The sequence below is a fragment of the Acinetobacter sp. EKM10A genome (genome assembly GCF_011075215.1).
Lineage (GTDB): Bacteria > Pseudomonadota > Gammaproteobacteria > Pseudomonadales > Moraxellaceae > Acinetobacter > Acinetobacter baumannii.
Genome location: NZ_JAALLK010000006.1, coordinates 111,568 through 135,306, shown reverse-complemented (window position 1 = coordinate 135,306; position 23,739 = coordinate 111,568). Strand labels below are relative to the sequence as shown.

Genomic DNA, 23,739 nt, shown 5'->3' with positions numbered 1-23,739 from the left:
AATTTCTCAATGTTAAATGCATATATTTATGATGGTTTACGTAGTCCATTTGGCCGTCATGCAGGTGAACTTGCCTCAATTCGCCCTGATGATTTAGCCGCAACTGTCATTCAAAAACTACTAGAAAAAACTGGTGTACCGGGCGCAGATATTGAAGATGTGATCTTAGGCGACACCAACCAAGCTGGAGAAGATAGCCGTAATGTGGCACGAAATGCGCTATTACTTGCAGGTTTACCTGTTACTGTGCCAGGCCAGACAGTAAACCGCCTATGTGCGAGTGGTTTAGGTGCAGTAATTGATTCAGCACGTGCCATTACTTGTGGTGAAGGCGAACTGTATATTGCCGGTGGTGTAGAAAGTATGTCACGTGCTCCCTTCGTGATGGGTAAAGCGGAAAGTGCTTATAGCCGTGATGCAAAAATTTATGACACCACCATTGGCTCTCGCTTTCCAAATAAAAAAATTATTGCTCAGTACGGCGGACATTCAATGCCTGAAACGGGCGATAACGTTGCAGCTGACTTTGGTATTAGCCGTGAACAAGCCGACTTATTTGCAGCCCAATCACAAGCCAAATATCAAAAAGCCAAAGAAGAAGGTTTCTTTGCCGATGAAATTACACCAATTGAGGTTTTCCAAAGCAAAAAATTGCCCCCTAAACTCGTTTCTGAAGATGAACATCCTCGCCCAAGCTCAACTGTTGAAGCACTCACAAAGTTAAAACCGCTATTTGAAGGTGGCGTGGTTACAGCTGGTAATGCCTCAGGTATTAATGATGGTGCAGCAGCACTTTTGATTGGTTCAGAAGCAGCAGGTCAAAAATATGGCTTAAAACCAATGGCAAAAATCTTGTCAGCGGCGGCTGCAGGTATTGAGCCACGCATTATGGGTGCAGGTCCGATCGAAGCCATTAAAAAAGCGGTTGCACGTGCTGGCCTTACTTTAGATGACATGGATATTATTGAAATTAATGAAGCCTTTGCTTCACAGGTTTTATCTTGTTTAAAAGGTTTAAATGTTGATTTTAATGACCCACGTGTGAACCCGAACGGTGGCGCAATTGCTGTTGGTCATCCACTTGGTGCTTCAGGCGCTCGTCTTGCATTAACAGTAGCGCGCGAGTTAATTCGCCGTAAGAAGAAATATGCCGTGGTGAGCTTATGTATTGGTGTAGGTCAAGGTCTTGCGATGGTGATTGAAAACGTTTCATAACCATTGAACCGGATATCCATTCATCACAACAGCGCAGTGATGAATGGATTTATTTTGCAGAGCGAAATATAATGGCAAAACTATTGCTTTAATTATATTTGAGGATCGAATGTCTCAAAACACGGAAACTGAAAAACCAATAAATTTTGATGAGATACGTTTAGATCCTATTTCGCATATACATCGGGAAAACAACCCGCAATTTATTGCTTCTTTAGCACGCGGTTTAGAACTTTTAAGATGCTTTTCTGCAAATAATCAGGTGCTTGGCAACCAAGAATTAGCAAAAATGACAGGTTTACCTAAACCGACCATTGCACGTATTACCAATACCCTTGTGTCATTAGGTTATTTAAAACAATTGCCTAACTCGACCAAATATACATTAGATATTGGCGTTTTATCTTTAGGATATGCAGCATTATCTAACATCTCGATTCGTAATATTGCTCATCAATATATGGAAGAGATGAGCCAGTATGTTCAAGCGCCTGTAGCGATGGCAACGCGTGATCGCTTAAATATGGTGTATATCGATGTTGTGCAAATTGAAACTGCATTAAACATGCGCCGTCCAATTGGTTCAACTTTACCACTGCATAGCAGTTCAATGGGCCGAGCATGCTTAGCTGCGACCCCTGAACGTGAACGCAACTTTCTACTTGATGCACTAAAACAAAAGAACCCCGAAAACTGGCCAGCCATAAAACGCTCATTAGAACGAGCTTTCCGTGATTATCAAGATTATGGATATTGTTTGTCTTTAGGTGAGTGGCATAAAGAAGTGAACTCAGTGGCTGTACCTTTGGTTAGTTCTAAACACGGTCTTTATGTTTTTAACTGTGGTGCGCCAAGTTTTCATTTAAATCCGGAAAAACTTGAAGGTGAAATTGGGCCACGTTTAATTCATATGGTGCACAATATTCAAGATGCTTTGAATGAAACGCACTAACCCTCTTACTTCAAGCAGTAATGGTCGTGTTGATTAAAGGTCCACTTTCATTATGACTATAGGCATGATGAAAAACGCACTCTATACCCCAACCATTATTTTAATGGCGATTGCTGCAGGCATTTGTACAGGCGGAAATTATTTTAGTCAGCCACTTATTCACTCAATTAGTGTAAGCCTAAATTTAACCGAAACGACTACAGCGTGGGTGCCCACTCTAGCCCAAATCACCTACGCATGTGGTTTACTCTTTTTAATGCCATTAGGGGACATAATAGAAAAGCGCAAGCTGCTATTTATCTTTATGTTATTGGCTTCAAGTGGATTAATTATTAGCGGTTTTTCGCACAATATTTATCTTTTACTGCTTGGCACTGTGATTACCGGTTTATTTTCCAGCGCAGCCCAACTTTTGTTACCGCTTGCTGCAAGTCTGGTTCCAATTCAACAAAGTGGCCGTGTCGTAGGCTTTTTACTGAGTGGACTGATGATGGGAGTTTTACTCGCTCGCTCCCTTTCTGGACTGATGTCTACGCTTTTCGCTTGGAATCTTATTTATCTGGTCAGTGGCTTTCTGTTACTTGGGATTGCTTTTATTTTGTACTTTAATATCGGGTTATTTCCACCGACTAAAACTGAAAACTATGCGAAAACCATTCGTTCTTTACCACAGATTTTTATTCAAAATCATCGGTTAAGAACCAGAACTTATATTGGTGGTTTTACATTTGCTTGTGTAAGTTTAACCTTTACCACCATGTCGTTGCTTCTGGCTCCAGCGCCCTATTTTTTTAGTGACTTTACCATTGGCCTTTTCGGTTTTGTTGGCGTGTTAGGAACTTTCGTTGCTAATTTTTCAGGCAAATTTATTGACCAAGGCTATATCCATAAAATTTCAATTTATTGCGGCATTGGCCTTATATTAAGTTGGATTCTTTTTTCACTTTTACCCTACCATTTTGCTTTTTATATTATTGCCTTACTCATTCTCTACGCTTCTCTTTCTGCTGTACATGTCACCAATCAAAGTATTGTATTTAAACTTAATCAAGAATTACGTTCGCGGTTTAACGCGATTTATATGACAGGTTACTTTGCTGGAGGCGCTTTAGGCACAACAGCGGGAAGTTATGCTTGGAAACACTTCGGATGGACAGGTGTCTGTATTTTAGGCTTAATTTTTGCCGTTTTATGTCTTTATTATTGTGTGAGTGATGCAAAAAATCAGCACAATTAAAACTTGTGCTGATCTTATATAAAGTAGGCAATAGTTCGTTATAGAACCCCTAATAAACGTCCGCGAATAATATCTTCTGCCTCTTTGACAATTCGGCTAACCAGTTCATCGCATGTCGGAATATCATGAATCAAGCTTGCCACTAACCCACATGACCATGCACCTGCATTTACATCACCATCAATCATGACTTTTGGATAGACGCCCGCAACTTCTTCGATAATATCTTCAAATTTAATGTTATCGCCGAGTGCTTTTTCTTTTGCCACGATTTTTTCTACGGCCGCATTATTCATGACACGTTCAGTATTTCGCAAAGCACGCATAATTAAACGCGTATCTCTTTCGGTTGCATATAAAATCGCCTGTTTCACATTTTCATGTACGGGAGCTTCCTGAGTCGCAATAAAACGCGTGCCCATATTAATTCCATCGGCTCCCATCGCTAAAGCAGCAGCAAGCGAACGTCCATCTGCCATACCACCTGAAGCAACAAACGGGATGTCTAATGCATCGGCTGCTAAAGGCAATAAAATCATATTTGGCACGTCATCCTCACCAGGGTGACCACCGCACTCAAAACCATCTACAGAAACTGCATCGCACCCAATTTGCTGAGCTTTTAAGCTATGTCGAACCGAAGTACATTTGTGAATTACTTTAATACCAGCAGCCTTTAAATATGGCATCACCTGTTCAGGATTACGCCCTGCTGTTTCTACAATCTTTACGCCACCTTTAATAATTGCCTCTACAAAACCCGGATAATCAGGAGTATTTACGGTAGGTAAAAAGGTTAAATTTACCCCAAAAGGTTTATCGGTCATTTCTCGGCAACGTGCAATTTCTTTTGCCAGATTTTCAGGTGTACGCTGAGTCAGGCCAGTGATAATACCTAACCCGCCCGCGTTCGAAACCGCAGCAGCAAGCTCTGCAAAACCAACATAATGCATACCGCCTTGAATAATTGGATGCTCAATTTCAAATAGTTCTGTAATTTTGGTCTTCATATTCTTTCCACTCACTGTTCTATAGCCAGCCTCTTATTTCCCTAGCAGGGCTAGATGCTTATTTACACATAAATCCTATCAGTATTTAAAGTAATTTAAGTTAAAAATTTCACAATACAAAATTTTATACCACAATATAAAACAAAATAATTGATAACGGAATTATTTTTCGATAGCATCAGTTTAAATTTTAAACGGAAAATTATTTAAAGGAATGAACGATGCAGCAGAACAACAAAACCCAAAGCGAGCTTAAAACAGGCACAATTCATAAGTATTTTGATAGAAATATACTAACGCTCACCATGAGTAATGCCACTAAAAAGAATGCAATTAATTATGAAATGTATGCAGCTTTAAGTCAGGCATTAGATCAAGCTGCAACCAATCAAGACATTCATGTGGTTGTGCTTACTGGTGAAGACTCCGCATTTACCAGCGGCAATGATGTAAACGCATTTGAAAAACGAGATACCACCACTTCAGAACCACCCGCTTCGATTGTTTTCTTAAAAAGCTTAGCAACTTTTCCAAAACCGATTATTGCTAAAGTAAATGGTGTGGCAATTGGCATTGGCAGCACTATGCTTCTACATTGCGACCTTGTATATGCAAGCCAAAACTCTATTTTTCAGTTCCCCTTTGTGAATTTAGGGCTTGTACCTGAAGCGGGTTCAAGTTACATCTTGCCAAGATTATTGGGCTTTGCTCGAGCTTCGGAAATTATTTTACTCGGTGAAAAGTTTTCGGCGGAACAAGCAAAAAATTATGGTCTGGTAAATGAAATATTTGAAGCCAATGAGCTGGATCAAGTGGTTGAAGATGTGGCAATTAAACTTGCTCACAAACCAAGCCAAGCCTTACAGCTCAGTAAAAAGTTACTAAGAGATATGCCAATTGATGATCTACTCAATCGTATTGACCATGAGTCGACTATTTTCTCGCATTGTTTACAAGGTTCCGAGTTTAAAGAAGCATTAAGTGCTTTCAAAGAAAAACGGAAACCGAACTTTCACAACAAAACAGCCTAAAGCTTACCCAATAAAAAGCCAGCCTTGAAAAAAACAAAGCTGGCTCTTATAAATGGATCAAATAGGTTTAGCTAATCTCGGTACGAATATTATTCACCATATGTAAAAGACGTGGTGCAATATCTTCTTCGAGTTTTTCACGGTTCATAATAAAGCTTGGACCACCACAGTTAAACACCAATAAACCATGTTGTTCATGAATGAGTGGAACCGCAACCGAATTGACATCTTTATGCCATTCGCCAATAGAAAAACAGTATCCAAAATCTTGGTAATCTTTAAAGGCTTTGTCTAAATCACGGTTAATTTTGATCCAGTCTTCTTTGTGCTTGTTACGAATCGCATTAAGCAAGAACTCTCTTTCATCTTCTGGCATGGCAGCTAAACATGCACGTCCCATCGAACTTAAATGAATCGGTAAATACGTTCCGACTTGACGGCGCATGGTCATATTGCCTTTGCCTTGCACCACGTCAAGATAAATCATATTGAGTCGATCACGTGTTGCCATGGCTACAGCAGCGCCAGCATAGTCTGCCAAATTTTTCATATATGGATGAGCAATAGAGCGAATCGATACGTTAGACAGCATCGAATAACCAAAAGCAAGAACTCCAACTGAAAGCTGAAATTTGCTTGAGTTAGGTACTTGTTTTATATAACCCAAACGCGACAAGGTATGTGTGAGGCGAGTAATGGTTGGTTTTGGCAAACCTGTCATCTGAGCAAGCTCTTGATTGCCCAAATGCTGATGTTTAGGCGTAAAACAACGTAATAGCTCTAAACCACGTGCTAATGCAGTAATAAATTGGCGATCATTTTCATCCTGCATGTCTTCAATCGGATGTAATAATTCATGCCTTAAAGGCGCTAATAATTTTTCTGTCTGTTCTGCATCAACTGCATCGTTCATTGTCATACCAATCCATATTTTGTTTCGCACTGCGAAAATTATAATCTATTTTTTCTATAAATAGCAAAAGAGCAAACATCCGAGTCTGCATCTAAAAGATAACTTCATTTAACTCATTAAAGCGAAAGATTAAATATTTTATTTTCTGATTTTAAATATAATTTTAACCTTCCGCTTTTAAACCACCTACCCAATTACACCTTTTTCTTTGAGCTCAGCCAGTTTTTCTGAAGAAACTATTCGCCCCAAAACGGCCTGCGTATGTTCACCCAACAGCGGCGGTGCTGTTTTGTATTCAACGGGTGTTCTAGAAAGTTTGATTGGTGACCCAATTACCTTCAGTTTTTCACGCTGAGGATGGTTCATCTCGACTAACATTTCACGGGCAATCACTTGCGGTTCTTGAAAAGCTTGTTCCAAGTTATTGATTACACCTACGGGAACTTTAGCCGCATATATTGCATCTACCCATTCATCGGCTGTTTTTGTTAAAAAGTGTGTTTGTAAAATTCCTATAATTTCATCACGATGCTTGATTCGGTCTGCATTTCGGGCAAAACGCGTATCATTTGGTAAATCGGGTAAACCAATACTTCGACAGAGTTGAATAAACTGAGTGTCATTTCCACATGCAATAATAAAATCACGATCAGAAGCTTTAAATACCTGATAAGGCACAATATTGGCGTGTGCATTGCCATAACGTTTAGGGATATTACCCGATGAAAGATAGTTCATTCCCTGATTTGCCATTGTGGCAATTTGAACATCAAGCAAAGCCATATCAATATATTGGCCTAAACCCGTCACATGGCGGTTGAGTAAAGCAGCCTGTATGGCAATCGTAGAATAAAGTCCCGTGGCTAAGTCAGAAAATGCAACGCCTACTTTTTGTGGACCACCACCCGGCAAATCATCACGCTCACCTGTAACTGACATGAGTCCGCCCATGCCCTGAATAATAAAGTCATAACCGGGCTCTTCTGCTCTTGGGCCAGTTTGACCAAAACCAGTAATCGAGCAATACACCAGTTTAGGGTTAATCGCAGATAAAGACTCGTAATCCAAACCGTACTTCTTTAAAGAACCCGCTTTGTAGTTTTCAATCACGACATCGGTATCTTGAATAAGCGCTTTAATCAATTCTTGGCCATCAGGATTGGCAATGTCGATGGCAACCGATAGTTTATTGCGGTTGGTTGACTGATAATAAGCGGCTTCTTGAGTATCTTGGCCTGAGTCATCTTTCATCCAAGGTGGTCCCCAAGAACGGGTATCGTCACCAACTTTCGGCCGTTCAATCTTGATTACTTCTGCGCCTAAATCGGCAAGAATCTGCCCACACCAAGGCCCAGCCAATACCCGACTTAAGTCAAGCACCCGAATTCCATTTAAAGCACCCATCTTTATCCCACTATATTTTGTGACTTATTTCCTATAGGAAAACTTATCCATTTAAAATTTCGCATAGCGATATATATTTTTAATATACACACCTCTTTTGAAAAATCAAACTTTAATTTTCCACTAAAAATAATGATTTTTTACAAGAAAATATAGCTTAAATAAATCAACAAATTAGCCAAATATAAATCAACAACAGAGTATCGCATTGCGAAATTAATTTTCAAAATATATTGTTTTGCGTTCGTCCTTTGATTACTATCGCTTCAAATATTGGTGATTTTACGAACATCACATTGATGTTTTCTGCATGTAGTAAAAGGACGAGACTATGATTCGAGATCAGGAAACCTTAAATCAACTTGTTGATATGATTCGACAATTTGTTGAAGGTGTATTAATTCCTCATGAGAATGAAGTCGCTGAAACAGATGAAATTCCTCAAGATATCGTTGAGCAAATGAAAGCTCTCGGCTTATTTGGTTTAACCATTCCTGAAGAGTACGAAGGTCTTGGACTAACAATGGAAGAAGAAGTCTATGTGGCTTTTGAATTGGGTCGTACCTCTCCTGCTTTTCGTTCTCTCATTGGGACCAATAATGGCATTGGCTCAAGTGGCCTGATTATTGATGGGACCGAAGCACAAAAATCCTTTTTCTTACCGCGTTTAGCACGTGGTGAAGTGATCAGCTCTTTTTGCTTAACCGAACCGGATGCAGGTTCTGATGCGGCATCTTTAAAAACCAGTGCAGTAAAAGATGGTGATTTTTATATTTTAAATGGCACCAAACGCTTTATTACCAATGCACCTCATGCTGGTGTATTTACAGTCATGGCACGCACAAACTTTGACATTAAAGGTGCTGGCGGCATTTCTGCCTTTATTGTTGATAGCCAAACTCCCGGTATTTTTCTTGGCAAGCGCGATAAAAAAATGGGGCAAAAAGGCGCCCATACCTGTGACGTTATTTTTGAAAATTGCCGCATCCCTGCTTCGGCACTCATTGGTGGTGTTGAAGGTGTTGGTTTTAAAACTGCCATGAAAGTACTCGATAAAGGCCGTTTGCATATTGCTGCCTTGAGTGTCGGCGCAGCAACACGAATGCTAGATGATTCTTTAAATTACGCCATCGAACGCAAGCAATTTGGACAACCAATTGCCGAATTCCAACTCATTCAAGCCATGCTTGCTGACTCGAAAGCTGAAATTTATGCCGCCAAATGTATGGTCTTAGACGCTGCACGCCTACGCGATGCAGGACAAAACGTTAGCACTGAAGCCTCATGCGCAAAAATGTTTGCAACCGAAATGTGTGGCCGCGTTGCTGATCGCTGCGTACAAATTCACGGCGGTGCGGGCTATATCAGTGAATACGCCATTGAACGTTTTTATCGAGATGTTCGTTTGTTCCGCCTCTATGAAGGGACCACTCAAATTCAACAAATGATTATTGCCCGAAACATGATTCGCGCTACGTCTTAACCAAATTTTAAGCACTTTAAAACGACTTGGAGTGCTTTTTATCAAATGTAGGTAATGGATTATGGCTACAAATTACAAAGAAGGTCTTTCTCGTATACAACCTCATACGTGGAAAATAGCATTTATTTTTGCATTTCTAGCACTATTGGTAGATGGGGCAGATTTGATGCTGCTGTCTTATAGCTTAAATAGTATTAAGGCAGATTTTGGATTAAGTTCAGTACAAGCAGGTATGCTTGGCAGTTTTACATTGGCAGGTATGGCTGTTGGTGGAATTTTTGGGGGATGGGCATGCGATAAATTTGGTCGCGTGCGCATTGTTGTTATTTCTATTTTAACTTTCTCGCTCCTCACCTGTGGCTTAGGTTTCACCCAAAGCTTTCTTCAGTTTGGTATTTTAAGATTTTTTGCATCACTGGGTTTGGGTTCACTTTATATCGCCTGTAATACCCTCATGGCCGAATATGTTCCAACCCGTTATCGCACTACAGTACTGGGCACTTTACAAGCTGGCTGGACCGTCGGCTATATTGTTGCGACCTTGCTTGCAGGTTGGATTATTCCTGATCATGGCTGGCGCATGCTGTTTTATGTTGCGATTATTCCTGTTGTTATTGCCATTCTCATGCATGTGCTTGTACCCGAACCAGAAGCATGGCAAAAGTCTCGACTACAACAACCTGTTGTGACTCAAAACGCATCGAAAACCTCGGCATTTAAGCTTATTTTCCAAGATAAACGAAACCGTAATATGTTTATCTTATGGGCTTTAACAGCTGGCTTCTTACAGTTTGGCTACTATGGCGTAAATAACTGGATGCCGTCATATCTAGAAAGCGAACTGGGTATGAAGTTTAAGGAAATGACCGCTTATATGGTAGGTACGTATACCGCCATGATTTTGGGTAAAGTTCTTGCGGGTATGATGGCCGATAAATTAGGGCGTCGCTTTACCTATGCTTTTGGTGCAATTGGTACTGCTATTTTCCTACCTCTGATCGTTTTTTATAACTCACCAAGCAACATTTTATATTTACTGGTCACCTTTGGTTTTCTCTACGGCATCCCGTATGGCGTAAATGCAACCTACATGACCGAAAGCTTTGCGACAGCCATTCGCGGTACAGCCATTGGTGGTGCTTATAACGTCGGACGTTTAGGCGCTGCATTAGCCCCTGCAACGATTGGTTTCTTAGCCTCTGGCGGCTCAATTGGGTTAGGCTTTGTCGTCATGGGTGCTGCCTACCTCATTTGTGGTGTGATACCAGCCCTATTCATTAAAGAAAAAATATACGACCCTCAAAAGTCGTAAAGAGATCCATCACAAAAAATCCTATAGGTCCTATGCCTATCTGGTTGATGGCGCTAAGATCTAAACATGTGTTTTAGATGGTTAGCAGGAAATAAGGAGTTTACTCCTCAAAGTTACTCCTTATTTCCACATATGTAGAGTTTATTACTCTTCATTTTAATTTTTTAGGTAAGCTTAGTTCCCAAGGGAGCTAAGCTTAAAAATATATAGACCTAAACTCTGTTTAAGGTCGTTCACCCTGCCCCAAACGGCGTTCAATATCATCTAAAACATTTGGCAAATCAGCGACACTATCAATCACATAGTGAGCGCCCGACGCATTCATTTTTTGGTATGCCTTATCTTTTAGAACAATCTGTTCATCGGCCGATAATGCGCTCCACTCTTCATAGCTTAAACCGACTTCATTGCCACTAATCGCAAGTCCGACTGTCCAGCATCCGGCATTTAAACCTTCATCAATGCCCACCACGGTATCATCTACTTTTACAACAGTTTTGATGTCTGATACGTCGAGTTGAATTAAGTTCTTCCATAGCATTTCAGGATATGGACGGCCATATTTCACGTCGCTGGCAGTAACGATACAGTCTGGACGGTAGCCCTGATCGGCAGCATCTTTGACCAAGCGGCCAATCATCATGGATGCATAGCCCGTGTTACTTCCAATTTTTGCACCACGCTTTTTAATATTTTCAAATGCTTCCAATGCACCCGGAATTAAAGCAGAACATGTTGGAATAGAATTTAATTGATATGGAATAAAGTCTTTATATAAACGGTCAATATCTGCTTCAGTTGCAGGCTTCCCGTATACTTCCTGCCATGCCGCTGCTACACGCGGCATTTTTAAAACAGCTGCAATATGGTCACGTTTTTCTAAGCCCATTGGGGCACGCGCTTCTTCAACCGTAATTTCAACTTTATTGTCTTTAAATAAAGCCATAAAAGCCAAAATTGGTGCGCGTGAGCCAAAATCTACTGTTGTACCAGCCCAGTCAAAAACCACAGCCTGAATTTGTGTGTTGTTGGTTGTCATGATGTATCCCCTTAATTTAATAAAAATTATGCTGTTACAGCTTGGTTTAGGTGGTTTTCGCAGTAGCTCGCAATTGCAGCAAGAAGCCCCTCAATGTCCTGTACATACACTTCGCCAATATTGCCAATACGGAAGCAGTTGAGATCTGTGACTTTGCCCGGATAAATCACATAACCTGATTTTTTCAGTGTTTCATAAAATGACTGGAAGCTAAATGTTTCGGCTGTCGGGTACAGAAAAGTGGTAATGATGGGTGATTGTGGGCACTCTTTACCAAGTACCAACTCAAAGCCAAGTTGTTGCATACCTTTAGATAAGGTTTGTTGGTTTTGTAAATAACGTTGATAACGTGCAGCAACACCGCCTTCTGTCTCAAGCTCAAGCAATGCTTGATAAAATGCACGTACCACATGGGTTGGTGAGGTAAAACGCCATTTACCGTTATGCTGCTCCATTGTGTTCCACTGGTCATATAAATCGAGACTGACCGAACGTGCCAAGCCTTTACATGCTTCTAGACAATCACGCTTTGCCAAAATAAAGCCAAAGCCCGGAACACCTTGAATACATTTATTTGCACTTGAAATCAGAAAATCAATTTCAAGCTCAGCAATATCTATAGGTACTCCACCAAATGAACTCATGGCATCCACAATCCAGATTTTTCCTGCCGCTTTAACTAAACGGCCTATCTCTTGAATCGGATTTAAAATACCTGTGGTGGTTTCACAGTGCACACAAGCAACATGGCTAATGGTTTTATCTTCTAAAACGCGCTCAATTTCTTGTAAATCTGGTGTTTGGGTTTCTAAATAGTTCAGCTCGATCACTTCAATATTTAAGCAACGCGCCATTTGCACCATACGTGCACCGTATGCACCGTTATTAATGATCAAGATTTTGCCATCACGCGGAATAGCTGACCCAAGCACAGACTCTACAGCAAAACTTCCACTGCCTTGCATTAACACAGCCGTATATTTTTCAGGTTCGCTGGTTGCCAACTTTACCAGTCGATTACGAATATCTTGTACCAGCGAGTTGTATTCTTGGTCCCAAGTACACCAGTCTTTTTGCATGGCACGGCGTACTGTTGCCGATGTTGATAATGGTCCTGGAGTAAGAAGCAAATACTTGTTCTCTAAATCCATATCGAGTTGGGGTTGCATGTTCATAATGGTACTCATTTCTTTCGCGTTCATTTCAATATACATCAATCTGGTTTAAACCAGATGACAAACTAGTAAATATTTTGTTCCAATACTTCTTTCATAAATCCAGCCCCCGTGGTCATGCCTTTACCAGCAATTGCACTTACCAGAAAGATATTTTTTTCAGCTTCAGTGATACAGGCCAACTCATGTTCATGGGTCAGGTAATAACCATTCCAACGTTTTTGAATTGGAGGTAAAGTCAGCCCTACTTTTTCGTGACAGTACGTTTGAATAAACTCATTAATCTCTTCGCGTTGCTCGAACTGAGGCGCTTCATTAATCGAATGATATTCGTGACTATCGCCTACGATCAGTTCGCCAAATTCATTTTGTTTAATCAGAATATGGATACCAAATTCTTTAATGAAACCCTGCTGTGATGCTTTAACTAGCTCGGCATGACTTGGGCAAATTTCAAAAGCCGGATAACGTGAAATAGATAAGCCTGAATAAAGAGAAGCATTTAATTTTTGGTGAAACCGTTGAGTCAGGGCCATTTGTAAGCCACAGCGTTTCAGATTCAAGCTTTGTAAGAGATCCGGATATAAAACATCGATGATTTCACCGTGACAAATCAAAACTTTATTTGCCCGGTATGCTTCGCCACTTGCCAAACGAACCTGACAAATTTCATGTTGATATTGGGTTTGAACAACACAAGCATTGGTATAAATCTTTACGCCTTTTCTTTTGGCATATGCCAATAGTCGCTGCCCAATCACATGCGGTTCGACCGAATAGTCTTCTTCAAAAACCAAACCGCCTTGAAACTGCTGCTCGGGGTTTAAATAGGAAAATTGGGTGACCAATTCCTCATGGCTAAACAAATGAACTGGAATTTGGTAGCTATTTGCACGCTCGGCAAACTCATTTAAAACCTGCCATTCAAGTGCCGTATTTGCCAGATACACACCTTGTCTTTGCTCAAATGAAATATCGGTTTCAGCCTGAATGCGTTGATAAAAAGAACGCGTTTCAAGAGCGGACTTTCGCCACTGTTGCTCTGGATGGGTTAAAGTCGATGTTCCAACCATGCCAAAATTACGGTGTGTTGCGCCCACAGGCTTGGCATTTTTCTCGAAGATGCAAACTTTCAAGCCTTGTTCTTGTGCCTGTATGGCAGCGGACAAACCTAAAATACCGGCTCCGACAACAATTAAATCAAACTGTACGTGATTCATAAGACTTCCAATTTGCGAGATTTAGGATGAATAAACCCTTGCCTTGTTGAACAAAGCATTTTGTTTCTGTCGGTTAAATAAAAATTGTGTTTAGCTAAAACTTAGTGAGCGCTTTCACGCCATTGCTGACTTCTTGCCATAATTTTTCTGGTAAATAACCAGTGAATGAGTTTTACAACACATGAGGTGGTTAAAATCAAAATGCTCATCGCAACAGCAGCAACAGTATCTCCTGCATCATCCATATTTAAAACAGCTACAGCAGCTAAACTGGTGTCTGGTGAATAAAGGAAAATCGCAGCTGACACAGTGGTCATGGCATTCACAAAAATATAGACCGATACATCGCATAGCGCTGGAAAACACATAGGCAAATACACTTTCCAAAAGGTTTTCCACTTCGATGTACCTAAAGTTTCTGCTGCTTGGTCGAGCTGTAGCGGAATTTGTTTAATGGCATTGGTTAAAGTGAGGTGTGGCACAGTGTAATAATGCACGATGGTTGAAATCACCAAAATGGTCATGGTTCCATACAGCACATTTAACGGATTACTCTGCTGGTTAAAAAACAAAATATAAGCAATACCTAGAACCAGCCCCGGCACAGCAAGTGGTAATAAAACCAAAGCTTGCACATAGTTTTTAATGAATTGATGTGCCTTAAAACGTTCGGTTAATAGTGCCACCATAAAAATCAGTGCTGTTCCCAAAACCGTACTAAAGAGTGCCATGCGGACTGAGTTGAAGTACGCCGCCCAACCGCCACCATCGACATATTCAAAACTGTAATGCGCTAAGGTCAAAGACAAATCATAAGGCCAAGACTGAATGAATGAAGCCAGCACTGCCGTAAAGATAATCAGTAAAATCGCCCCTGAAACCAACCCACAAAATAGGCTCAGAACAACTTCAAGTTTTTTATTCGATGCTGAAACATAAGGTTTAGCCTGAAAGGCTTGAAACCGTGCATGACGTTTGCTTTGAATACGATCGAAAATAAAGACGAACACTGCTGGTAGCAATAATAAGATGGAAATCACCGCACCCATGCTCATATTTTGCTGACCAATAATCTGTTTATAGACATCAAGCGCCATCATGTTAAATGAACCGCCAATGACTTTCGGAATTCCGAAATCGGTCAACACATAAATAAAGGCCACTAGACTTGCGCTGATGAGTCCATAACGAATTGCAGGTAGTGTGACGTGATAATGCGTCTTCCAGATATTTTTACCCAGTGACAAAGATGCCTCAATTAAACGCTGATCGACACTGCGAAAAGACACCATCATCAACATTAAAATTGCTGGAAATAGCCAAAAGCAGTAACTGATTAAAATACCGATTGGACCATAAATTTGTATATCGCCCAGCAAAGGTTTAAACACACCTTGCTTACCAAACAAATAAACCAGTGCCAAAGAAGGTAAAAGTGACGGCGCTAAAATCGGTAAAAAAGCCACCAGTTTAAAGAAGCCTTTGCCTTTTATATTCACATTGGTGAGAGCAAAAGCATAAATACTGGCAAGAAATACTGTAATGACAGTAGCAGCACAAGCAACCCACACCGAGTTAAATACAGAGCTGAGTAAAGCTGGACTTGCAAAATAGTTATAAAAATTTTCAAAACCAACAAAATTTTGATTTTCATCAAAAAATGCAGTTTCAAACAACATCATTAAAGGAGCAATAATCGCTAAAGTTAAAGCGATTGCAACGGCTGCTAAAGCAACATTTGATCTTAATGAATATTCAGTTTTTCGACGCGGCTGTGTTTTTAAAACCGCTGAAGCAGCTTCATTTAACATAGTGCGTACCCTTGTTCGTCAAAGACATGAATGAGCTGATTAGGCACTTTTATAAACATCAGTTCTTGCAAAGTTTTGAACTTGGTATTTTCAATTTCAATTTGCAAAAGGTGTTTTGCCTGCTCAATTCCATCGATATAAATAGCGCAAAATAAACGACGCTTGGCACCTAAAAATTCAGTGCTTAATACTTTAACTGGCAAATACAACGACTCTTTATCACTACCAAAATCATCAACCAACTCGACAGCTTCAGGTCTAAAACCAATGCTGTAATTTTCCCCTGCTTTAAGTTTTTGTTGCTCCAAATTTAGAGGAATAAAACCTAAAACCTCGAGCTGATTCGGTACAGCGCAAGTGGCTTTTAAAAAATTCATGGTACCAATAAACTTGGCAACGAATTGGGTTTGTGGCTTGTAGTAAATATTGTGCGGCGTATCAATTTGCTCAATGACACCATGATTCATGACTACAACACGGTCAGAAATACTTAATGCTTCTTCTTGGTCATGTGTGACCATAATGGTTGGCAAATTAAGCTGCGTTTGAATCGAACGGATCTTTTGTCTTAGGTTTAGACGTACCTGAGCATCGAGAGCAGACAAGGGTTCATCTAATAGTAAAATATCAGGCTTCGGCGCAATTGCCCGAGCAAGCGCAACACGTTGTTGCTGACCGCCCGACAATTGGTTTGGATATTTTTTAGCAATATCAGGTAACTCAATCATTTCTAATAACTGTTGAACCCGTTGGCTACGCTGTGCTTTATCCCATTTCTTTTTATCTAAGCCAAAGGCAATATTTTCTTCTACATTTAAGTTTGGAAATAACGCATAGTTCTGAAACACAATGCCACAGTGACGCTTTTCAGCACTCAACAACGTAATGTCTGCGCCCTTTTTTATAACCTTTCCATAATCAGGTTTTTCTAGACCCGCAATTATGCGTAGCAATGTGGTTTTACCGCATCCAGAAGGTCCCAAAAAGCTCACGAACTCGCCCGCTTTCAGGTCTAAATTAATATGCGTTAGGGCCTGAAAGTGTTGGAATTTTTTTTGAATATCCATCACTTCTAAAACTGAGGGGCCATGTTCAGGATATTTATAGGTCGTTAAGGTCGACAATAAATGCCCTGCTAACTCGCTCTTTTGGTTTTGACCTAGCAGCGATGATTGCAATGACGAAGGTATTTGCATAATGAGGCCCTTATCTAAAAGATCACTTTTCAAAACGCTTTGACCATTCAGCCAAAATACGTTCACGCTGCTCGGCCGCCCAATAAAAATCATTTTTCACCAGCATTTGAGGAAGATTTTTCGGGAAGTCCATAGTGGTATTTTCGATGCCTTTATAGGCCACCATTGAAAAGTTATGGGCATAGGCTTCATTTGCCGCTTTGCTCACCGACCAATTTATAAATTTCTGTGCGCTACTTAGCTTCTTCGTTCCTTTCACAATTGCTGAGGCTTCCATTTCCCAGCCTAAACCTTCAGTTGGATAAACCACTTCTAAAGGCGCACCCTCTGCTTTTAATTTAAATGCCGGATAGCCGAAAGAAACACCAATTGGGATTTCGCCCTGTGCTGCCATCTTGCAAGGTTTTGAACCAGAATGAGGATATTGTGAAATGTTTTTATCCAAAGCCTGCATATAATCCCATGCCTGCTTTTCACCCCAAATTTGTATCCAAGCCGTGACATCTAAATAGCCTGTGCCACTCGAAGCTGGATTTGGCATCACAATTAAGTTTTTATAAATGGGGTTGGTTAAATCTTTCCAAGTTTTTGGAATCGGTAACTTACGTTTTTCTAATTCGACTTTATTGACACAAATTGCAGATTCCCATGCATCCATACCCGTCCAAGTTGGTACAGATTTTTGACTTACAAATTCCGATTTTAGATTTTGCACGCCTTCAGGTTTAAAAGGCTCAAGCATGTCTTTCTTTTCCATGACCAGCAAACTGGTTAAAGCCACACCAAAAACCACATCCGCTTGTGGGTTTTTCTGCTCTGCCAAAAGTTTAGCGGTGATTACACCAGTTGAATCACGTACCCATTTTACTTTGAGTTCAGGATAGGCTTTGTGTAATTCTTCTTGGTATTGCTTAAGTTGGTCGGCTTCCACTGCCGTATAGACTGTAATTTCTTCTGATTGTTTTGATGTTGCTGATGAACATCCCATTTGAATAGCAACTACTACACCTAAAACTGATGCAGTACCGAGTTTAATTGTCTGTTGAACATACTGTTTCATCTGCAAACCATCGAATGCAATTATTTGATGATCGTATTTCAACAGCTTTATATGACAGTTTAATTAATCTGGTTTAAACCAGATTGTATTTTTATGCTCGCGCTTCGAAATGTAAATCTAAAACATCATGTAGCCAATATTCTTGGTCAACATCGGTAATCACGCCCTCTTCATTTCTGTTGCTACGGCAAATATATAAACCGAGCGCGCCCACATTGACATGCAGTACTTTGGCCTGCTGTTCCGATAAAGCGGTTGGATAGAGGTTAATGTCAGCTCTGGTGATATGGCAGTTATATTGATTTGCCATCAGTAAAGTAATGGATTGCTTGAGATCATGAGTTAAAAACTCGGGAAAAAGCTCGGCATTTACCCTTAAATGTTCAACCAAAACAGGTCGTCCATTAATACAACGACGTCGCCAAACTGAATAAATCGGATGGCCTTTTTCAACTTTTAAATGCTTGGCATCCCAAGAAGTGGCCTGAGTCAGTTCACTCGAAATCACTTCTGTAGAAGGTTCATAACCTTGTTCAATCACAAATTGATTAAAGTTTTTAGTCGACTGCGGATGATAAATAATACGAGGAGAACGAACATACCAACCACGGCGGTCTAGTCGATAAATCAGACCATCAGTTTCCAAAGCCAGTAAAGCTTCACGTGCAGCTACTCGTGTGGTTTGAAATTGTTCAGAAAGCACTCTTTCCGAAGGGAGTTTTGCGTGGGCTTCTAATACGCCAGATTCAATATCATGAGCAATTGCATCGCGAATAGGAATATATTTAGGTATGCGAGCTTGGTCCTGTTCCATACAAACTTAGAATTTATAAATAAAGAAATTAATAGCAATATACTGAAAAAACATGACAAAAGCTTTTATTAATGCTGATCTTTTGAGCAAAACGCGTCCTATTCCCCCCTTTTCTTCAATTCAGCTTTTCTATAAAAAATCGTGTGTGCACGCGTACTCTGGCTTCGGAAAACTTTCCTTGACTCATCTGTTTATCAAGGAAAACGGCATAGCTTAGTCATTACATCATATTTATTGAAACACTTATTTAAGATAAAAATTCATATTTTGTACTGACTCTTACACAGGAATTGAGGATTTGTACTAACACTCAATATCCGCCCCCCTATATTACTGCCTTGTAGAATTAGAATAGTATGGTCAATAAAACCCCAAAACTTCTTGAGTAATTTAAAAAACAAACCCGCCATCTTATATTTAAAAACTCTCAATATAAAACCACCCATTTAATAAAAACTAAAATATTAAGAAAATTTCCTGATTTAAAAATAAACATAAAATTTTAATTTAATCAAAATTTCAAACAACAAATTTAATTTAAAAGACAAGATAAGGCCAATTCGTCGATTTATTAAACAAAACCATAGCTACACCTCCAAGGTTAAATACCACTCAACTATTTATTTAATCTAATTAATATTTCATTTATAAAATTTAAATTAATTAATTAAAAACTATTAAATATGACATTTGATGCTTAAAAATTTGTCACGGTATAACCAAAAATTTCTAAATAATTTTAATAAACAGATATAAATATATGATAAATATAATAATTTTAATATTTCATATGCCATAAAACAAAGTTTCGGATGTTTACCTCTATATTTTTTATATTTTACCGAATGGTAAAAAATCATAATCAATAAATAATAAAAATAAAAAAACCTCTTGTAATAATAAAGTTAATTATTTACCAAATGTTATATTTTAAAAATTGTTATTAGAAATATTGTCAATAATTAGATTAAAAAAATAACATTCAAAAAAATATAATAACTTTTCTTCTTGTTTTTTTATGAATGTATATTTAGATTTAATTAAGATTATTTAAAATCACATTCGAATTTTATGAATACAGTTTAAGCAAAATTAAATTTCACTTAACACTGACTGTAATATTTTAAGGAGAAATTATTATTACTACCAAATCGTGTGACATTTTAAATTAATTATATCTCTGTACTTAACCATAAAAATCCACCCAGCGTTAAATCATATTCAGCCAGGAAAGATTAAAAAACTCATGAAACTTAAAACAAATTTTTCGCATCTCGCTTATAGCTGTGCATTGGTATTATTCGGTTCCATGCAATTTGCCCATGCTGCACCTTTACTCACGTCTCATATCACAAATGAAATCAGCCCTGCACCTACAGCAAATGCATGGATTGAAGTTGATACTCAAGCTTTTGAAGATAATATTAAAAGGACAAATCAATTACTTAATGGCAAAACACAACTTTGTGTAGTCATGAAAGCAAATGCATATGGGCATAGTATTGACCTACTTATGCCGAGTGTTATGAAGTTAAACGTATCGTGTATTGGCATCACCAGTAATGCAGAAGCGGCGATGGTGCGTAAGCATGGCTATAAAGGTAAAATTACACGTTTACGTACAGCCACAGATAGTGAAATCATCAATGCACATGCGTTAAATATCGAAGAGCTTTTGGGTAATTATGATCAGGCTACCCGTATCTCTAAATGGGCAGAAGCGAACAATACAACTGTTCATTATAGCTTGGCTTTAAATTCGGGTGGTATGGATCGTAATGGTCTTGAAATGTCTACAGCTCAAGGTAAAGAACAAGCTGTTGCAATCACTAAGCTTCCAAATCTTAAAATTGATGGCATTATGACCCATTATGCTGTAGAAGATGAAAAATATGTTCGTGAGCGCCTAGCTCAATTTAATGAACAAACAGCATGGTTGATTAAAAAAGCCAAACTAAATCGTAAAGAATTAACATTACATACAGCAAATTCATTTGCTACCGTAAATGTTCCTGAATCACATTTAGATATGGTCCGTGCAGGCGCAATTATTTATGGAGATTTTCCTAATCACCCAGAATATAAACGCATGATGGCATTTAAAACACAAATTGCTGCAGTTAATAATTACCTTAAAGGTTCAACTGTAGGTTATGACCAAACTTATACGTTGACACGTGACTCCAAACTTGCAAACCTGCCTGTCGGTTATTCGGATGGCTACCGTCGTAGTTTTAGTAATAAAGCTTTTGTCTTAGTAAATGGACAAAAAGCGCCAGTGGTTGGTCGAGTATCAATGAATACTGTTATGGTTGATGTAACAGATATTCCAGAAGCCAAAGCGGGCGATGAAGTTGTATTATTTGGACGTCAAGGCAATGCTGAGGTTCAATCTAGTGATTTAACGAGTCTTACAGGCCATATTTTGACAGAGGCCTATACTCCATGGAGTAACTCTAATCCACAAGTGATTAAACCTATTCAATCTCCACAACAAGTGATATTAACCAATAGTAAAGTTGCAGCAACCGCTGAGTAAACTTTAGGTGAATTGATAAGTAGCCCTATATTTCAAAAAGTATCGGGGCTACTTTTAGTATGACCATATCTCTTAATCTATTACATCCTACTTAAATTCTTATATAAAAAAAGAGCATTTTCATGCCCCTTTTATTTAGTCTTTAGCTGGCGTGCTTAAAACTATCAATTTGCTTAATTTCATAAGGCAACCCGACATAGTTTTCAGCCAAGGTTGTTTTACCCGCAATTGAACCCAGTACATAACTCAACTCGGCTTGTTTAATCTTATGGTCAAACTCACTTTCAGTTTCAAAACGATGCAATAAATGAGTCATCCACCAAGAAAAACGCTCTGCTTTCCATACGCGTTGTAGGCATTTTTCAGAGTATTCATTTATCCCTTGTTCGGAACCTTCGGCGTAATATTCAATGAGTGCGCTTGATAAATAAGCAATATCAGATGCAGCGAGATTTAAGCCTTTTGCTCCTGTTGGTGGAACAATATGCGCAGCATCACCTGCTAAAAATAGTTTTCCAAAACGCATTGGCTCGGTCACAAAGCTACGTAACGGTGCGATACTTTTTTCAATAGAAGGACCTGTCACTAACTTTTCACGGCTTTCAGGATCTAGGCGGTTTTTTAACTCATCCCAGAACTTTTCATCCGACCAGTCTTCGACGTGATCTGTTAAAGGGACTTGTAAATAATAACGGCTACGTGTTTCTGAGCGCATACTACATAAAGCAAATCCACGTTCAGACTGTACATAAATGAGTTCATCGGCTACAGGTGGGACATCGGCCAACACCCCTAACCAGCCAAACGGATAAACTTTTTCAAAGGTTTTAATTTTGTCTTCTGGCACACTGGCACGGCAGACACCGTGGTAACCATCACACCCTGCTATAAAGTCACACTGAATTTGAAAAGCTTTACCTTGGTACTCAAACTCAACTTTCGGTGCAGTGTAGAAATCTTTTACTTGTACATTTTGAGCTTCATAAAATGAAGTGAGCTGTGCTGCTTCACGCGCAGCCATTAAATCTTTGGTGACTTCGGTCTGACCATATACAGTCACTTGTTTTCCACCTGTGAGTGCAGCCAAATCAACCCGATGCTTTTCACCATTGGTTAAGATTTCGATGCCCGAATGTGGTAATCCTTTTTCTTTTAAGTTTTGGTCAACGCCTGCTTGTTTAAGTAAATCGACCGAAACTTGCTCTAAAATTCCTGCACGAATCCGTGAAGCCACATATTCAGCACTACGTTGCTCAACAATAATATGATCAATTCCAGCTTTATATAGAAGTTGCCCAAGCAATAACCCTGCTGGTCCAGAACCAATAATTGCAACCTGTGTCTTTAAAATATCCATAACTTCATCCTTGTTTCATCCTGACTTTTAAATTACTGGCTTTAAGTTTTGTTCACTATGTATTCAAGATGAAAATAACCGTTTATCATTTAGTTTGTCCGAATAGCGGACAGAAACAACCAAAATAACAGGAATGAAAGGATGCCTTCTCTCGATGCTTTTCTAGAGCACCCGAACTCGCATGAGAAAATTCGTCAAGATGACTACATTGCAGGATTAGCAAAAGGCTTGGCTTTATTGGAAGCTTTTGGAACAGATCGGCAACGGCTTAATGTCACTCAAGTGGCAGAACGAACAGGTATTAGTCGTACAGCGGCAAGGCGTTACCTAAAAACTTTAAAATACTTAGGCTATTTAGAAACCGATGAACATTACTTTTGGCTCACTCATCGCGTACTGCGCTTTTCGAGTTCTTATCTAAGCTCTGCCCACCTGCCTAAAGTTGCTCAATCATTTTTAAATCTTTTGTGTGCCCAGACATCTCTGACTTTTTCGATTGTGGTGTTAGACGATAACGAAGTGGTGCCGATTGCCCGTAGTTATTTACCACAGCAAGATAATTTGCGCGTTAGCCCTTATGGCATGCATTTAGGAAACCGTCTCCCTGCCCATGCCACTTCCACGGGTAAAGTATTGCTAGCAGCACTACCTGAAGAAGCGCAACATACGTGGGTAAAAAATTACGGTTTAAAACGCTTAACGCCTTTTACCATAGTAGATGAGTCAAAGTTTTTTGAAGTGCTTAAGGGTATTTCGTTATCGGATTATTGTCTTTCTAAAGAAGAACATGAACTTGGTGTAATTGCGATTGCCGTGCCCGTTTTTAATGCACAAGGTCAAGCAGTGGCAGCACTTAACTGCATGTCTCAAACCAACCGCATACAAGAAGATTATTTGGTTCAGCAAATTTTGCCATTGCTGCGTAACACGGCAAATGAACTTAGAAATGTAATTTAAATAGACTTAGAAAC

General features: G+C 39.4%; 19 protein-coding genes. 8 read left to right on the top strand and 11 right to left on the bottom strand.

The window, feature by feature from the left end; genetic code table 11:
* Positions 1-9 precede the first annotated feature (9 nt).
* From G9371_RS10045 to G9371_RS10035, 3 genes are all read left to right on the top strand, one after another.
* Entirely contained in the window at positions 10-1,215 is a 1,206-nt protein-coding gene (locus G9371_RS10045; protein WP_000930796.1) for a 3-oxoadipyl-CoA thiolase, read from the top strand.
* A 109-nt stretch (positions 1,216-1,324) separates the two neighbouring features.
* Positions 1,325-2,167, top strand: coding sequence for an IclR family transcriptional regulator (locus tag G9371_RS10040; RefSeq protein ID WP_000081482.1), 843 nt, complete (start codon positions 1,325-1,327; stop codon positions 2,165-2,167).
* A 64-nt stretch (positions 2,168-2,231) separates the two neighbouring features.
* Positions 2,232-3,404: an MFS transporter gene (locus G9371_RS10035; RefSeq protein ID WP_086221428.1), complete on the top strand. Its 1,173-nt coding sequence runs from the start codon at positions 2,232-2,234 to the stop codon at positions 3,402-3,404.
* 38 nt (positions 3,405-3,442) lie between these two features.
* Here G9371_RS10035 and G9371_RS10030 read toward each other — a convergent pair whose 3' ends face one another.
* Entirely contained in the window at positions 3,443-4,414 is a 972-nt protein-coding gene (locus G9371_RS10030; protein WP_029424170.1) for an NAD(P)H-dependent flavin oxidoreductase, read from the bottom strand.
* Between the two features lie 221 nt (positions 4,415-4,635).
* Here G9371_RS10030 and G9371_RS10025 point away from each other — a divergent pair, with 221 nt between their 5' ends.
* Positions 4,636-5,445, top strand: coding sequence for an enoyl-CoA hydratase (locus tag G9371_RS10025; protein WP_029424171.1), 810 nt, complete (start codon positions 4,636-4,638; stop codon positions 5,443-5,445).
* A 67-nt stretch (positions 5,446-5,512) separates the two neighbouring features.
* On the opposite strand, the gene G9371_RS10020 is transcribed toward G9371_RS10025, so the two are convergent.
* Together G9371_RS10020 and G9371_RS10015 are read right to left on the bottom strand one after the other, a co-directional pair.
* On the bottom strand, positions 5,513-6,358 hold the full coding sequence (locus G9371_RS10020) for an IclR family transcriptional regulator (RefSeq protein WP_000996083.1): 846 nt from the start codon (positions 6,356-6,358) through the stop codon (positions 5,513-5,515).
* A 186-nt stretch (positions 6,359-6,544) separates the two neighbouring features.
* Complete coding sequence (locus tag G9371_RS10015; RefSeq protein WP_029424172.1) at positions 6,545-7,762, bottom strand: CaiB/BaiF CoA transferase family protein; 1,218 nt, start codon at positions 7,760-7,762, stop codon at positions 6,545-6,547.
* Between the two features lie 331 nt (positions 7,763-8,093).
* Between G9371_RS10015 and G9371_RS10010 the strand changes: the two genes are divergently transcribed.
* Complete coding sequence (locus tag G9371_RS10010; RefSeq protein ID WP_029424173.1) at positions 8,094-9,245, top strand: acyl-CoA dehydrogenase family protein; 1,152 nt, start codon at positions 8,094-8,096, stop codon at positions 9,243-9,245.
* A 61-nt stretch (positions 9,246-9,306) separates the two neighbouring features.
* On the top strand, positions 9,307-10,557 hold the full coding sequence (locus tag G9371_RS10005) for an MFS transporter (RefSeq protein WP_029424174.1): 1,251 nt from the start codon (positions 9,307-9,309) through the stop codon (positions 10,555-10,557).
* Between the two features lie 223 nt (positions 10,558-10,780).
* Here the strand turns inward: G9371_RS10005 and phnX are convergent, their stop codons facing one another.
* From phnX to G9371_RS09970, 7 genes are all read right to left on the bottom strand, one after another.
* Positions 10,781-11,596 carry a phosphonoacetaldehyde hydrolase gene (phnX, locus tag G9371_RS10000; RefSeq protein WP_029424175.1) on the bottom strand — a complete coding sequence of 272 codons (816 nt, stop codon included), beginning with the start codon at positions 11,594-11,596 and terminating at the stop codon, positions 10,781-10,783.
* Between the two features lie 26 nt (positions 11,597-11,622).
* A complete protein-coding gene (gene phnW, locus G9371_RS09995) occupies positions 11,623-12,810 on the bottom strand; it encodes a 2-aminoethylphosphonate--pyruvate transaminase (protein ID WP_029424176.1) in 1,188 nt (395 codons plus the stop codon).
* Between the two features lie 26 nt (positions 12,811-12,836).
* Positions 12,837-13,991: a TIGR03364 family FAD-dependent oxidoreductase gene (locus tag G9371_RS09990; protein ID WP_029424177.1), complete on the bottom strand. Its 1,155-nt coding sequence runs from the start codon at positions 13,989-13,991 to the stop codon at positions 12,837-12,839.
* Between the two features lie 101 nt (positions 13,992-14,092).
* Positions 14,093-15,802, bottom strand: a complete 1,710-nt coding sequence (locus G9371_RS09985; RefSeq protein ID WP_029424178.1) for a putative 2-aminoethylphosphonate ABC transporter permease subunit — start codon at positions 15,800-15,802, stop codon at positions 14,093-14,095.
* Positions 15,796-16,998, bottom strand: coding sequence for an ABC transporter ATP-binding protein (locus G9371_RS09980; protein WP_029424179.1), 1,203 nt, complete (start codon positions 16,996-16,998; stop codon positions 15,796-15,798). Before G9371_RS09980 ends, G9371_RS09985 begins: the two co-directional genes overlap by 7 nt.
* A 22-nt stretch (positions 16,999-17,020) precedes the next feature.
* The gene (locus G9371_RS09975) at positions 17,021-18,058 is read right to left on the bottom strand and encodes a putative 2-aminoethylphosphonate ABC transporter substrate-binding protein (RefSeq protein WP_023896934.1); all 1,038 of its coding nucleotides are present in this window, start codon (positions 18,056-18,058) and stop codon (positions 17,021-17,023) included.
* A 91-nt stretch (positions 18,059-18,149) separates the two neighbouring features.
* Positions 18,150-18,872 carry a UTRA domain-containing protein gene (locus G9371_RS09970; protein WP_029424180.1) on the bottom strand — a complete coding sequence of 241 codons (723 nt, stop codon included), beginning with the start codon at positions 18,870-18,872 and terminating at the stop codon, positions 18,150-18,152.
* Positions 18,873-20,118: 1,246 nt separating this feature from the next.
* Between G9371_RS09970 and alr the strand changes: the two genes are divergently transcribed.
* Entirely contained in the window at positions 20,119-21,411 is a 1,293-nt protein-coding gene (gene alr / locus G9371_RS09965) for an alanine racemase (RefSeq protein ID WP_004747594.1), read from the top strand.
* Between the two features lie 142 nt (positions 21,412-21,553).
* Here the strand turns inward: alr and pobA are convergent, their stop codons facing one another.
* Positions 21,554-22,768 carry a 4-hydroxybenzoate 3-monooxygenase gene (gene pobA, locus G9371_RS09960; protein WP_002157479.1) on the bottom strand — a complete coding sequence of 405 codons (1,215 nt, stop codon included), beginning with the start codon at positions 22,766-22,768 and terminating at the stop codon, positions 21,554-21,556.
* Positions 22,769-22,909: 141 nt separating this feature from the next.
* On the opposite strand from pobA, the gene pobR reads away from it, so the two are divergent.
* Positions 22,910-23,725, top strand: a complete 816-nt coding sequence (pobR, locus tag G9371_RS09955) for an IclR family transcriptional regulator PobR (protein ID WP_001139492.1) — start codon at positions 22,910-22,912, stop codon at positions 23,723-23,725.
* The last annotated feature ends 14 nt before the right edge of the window (positions 23,726-23,739 follow it).

Bases quoted from the DNA above. Each gene is read 5' to 3' on its own strand.
- pobA (WP_002157479.1), bottom strand. From the start codon at position 22,768: ATGGATATTTTAAAGACACAGGTTGCAATTATTGGTTCTGGACCAGCA.
- alr (WP_004747594.1), top strand. From the start codon at position 20,119: ATGAAACTTAAAACAAATTTTTCGCATCTCGCTTATAGCTGTGCATTG.
- G9371_RS10045 (WP_000930796.1), top strand. From the start codon at position 10: ATGTTAAATGCATATATTTATGATGGTTTACGTAGTCCATTTGGCCGT.
- G9371_RS10015 (WP_029424172.1), bottom strand. From the start codon at position 7,762: ATGGGTGCTTTAAATGGAATTCGGGTGCTTGACTTAAGTCGGGTATTG.
- pobR (WP_001139492.1), top strand. From the start codon at position 22,910: ATGCCTTCTCTCGATGCTTTTCTAGAGCACCCGAACTCGCATGAGAAA.
- G9371_RS09985 (WP_029424178.1), bottom strand. From the start codon at position 15,802: ATGTTAAATGAAGCTGCTTCAGCGGTTTTAAAAACACAGCCGCGTCGA.
- G9371_RS09990 (WP_029424177.1), bottom strand. From the start codon at position 13,991: ATGAATCACGTACAGTTTGATTTAATTGTTGTCGGAGCCGGTATTTTA.
- G9371_RS09975 (WP_023896934.1), bottom strand. From the start codon at position 18,058: ATGAAACAGTATGTTCAACAGACAATTAAACTCGGTACTGCATCAGTT.
- G9371_RS09980 (WP_029424179.1), bottom strand. From the start codon at position 16,998: ATGCAAATACCTTCGTCATTGCAATCATCGCTGCTAGGTCAAAACCAA.
- G9371_RS10040 (WP_000081482.1), top strand. From the start codon at position 1,325: ATGTCTCAAAACACGGAAACTGAAAAACCAATAAATTTTGATGAGATA.
- G9371_RS10010 (WP_029424173.1), top strand. From the start codon at position 8,094: ATGATTCGAGATCAGGAAACCTTAAATCAACTTGTTGATATGATTCGA.
- G9371_RS10030 (WP_029424170.1), bottom strand. From the start codon at position 4,414: ATGAAGACCAAAATTACAGAACTATTTGAAATTGAGCATCCAATTATT.
- phnX (WP_029424175.1), bottom strand. From the start codon at position 11,596: ATGACAACCAACAACACACAAATTCAGGCTGTGGTTTTTGACTGGGCT.
- G9371_RS10025 (WP_029424171.1), top strand. From the start codon at position 4,636: ATGCAGCAGAACAACAAAACCCAAAGCGAGCTTAAAACAGGCACAATT.
- G9371_RS09970 (WP_029424180.1), bottom strand. From the start codon at position 18,872: ATGGAACAGGACCAAGCTCGCATACCTAAATATATTCCTATTCGCGAT.
- G9371_RS10005 (WP_029424174.1), top strand. From the start codon at position 9,307: ATGGCTACAAATTACAAAGAAGGTCTTTCTCGTATACAACCTCATACG.
- G9371_RS10035 (WP_086221428.1), top strand. From the start codon at position 2,232: ATGATGAAAAACGCACTCTATACCCCAACCATTATTTTAATGGCGATT.
- phnW (WP_029424176.1), bottom strand. From the start codon at position 12,810: ATGTATATTGAAATGAACGCGAAAGAAATGAGTACCATTATGAACATG.
- G9371_RS10020 (WP_000996083.1), bottom strand. From the start codon at position 6,358: ATGAACGATGCAGTTGATGCAGAACAGACAGAAAAATTATTAGCGCCT.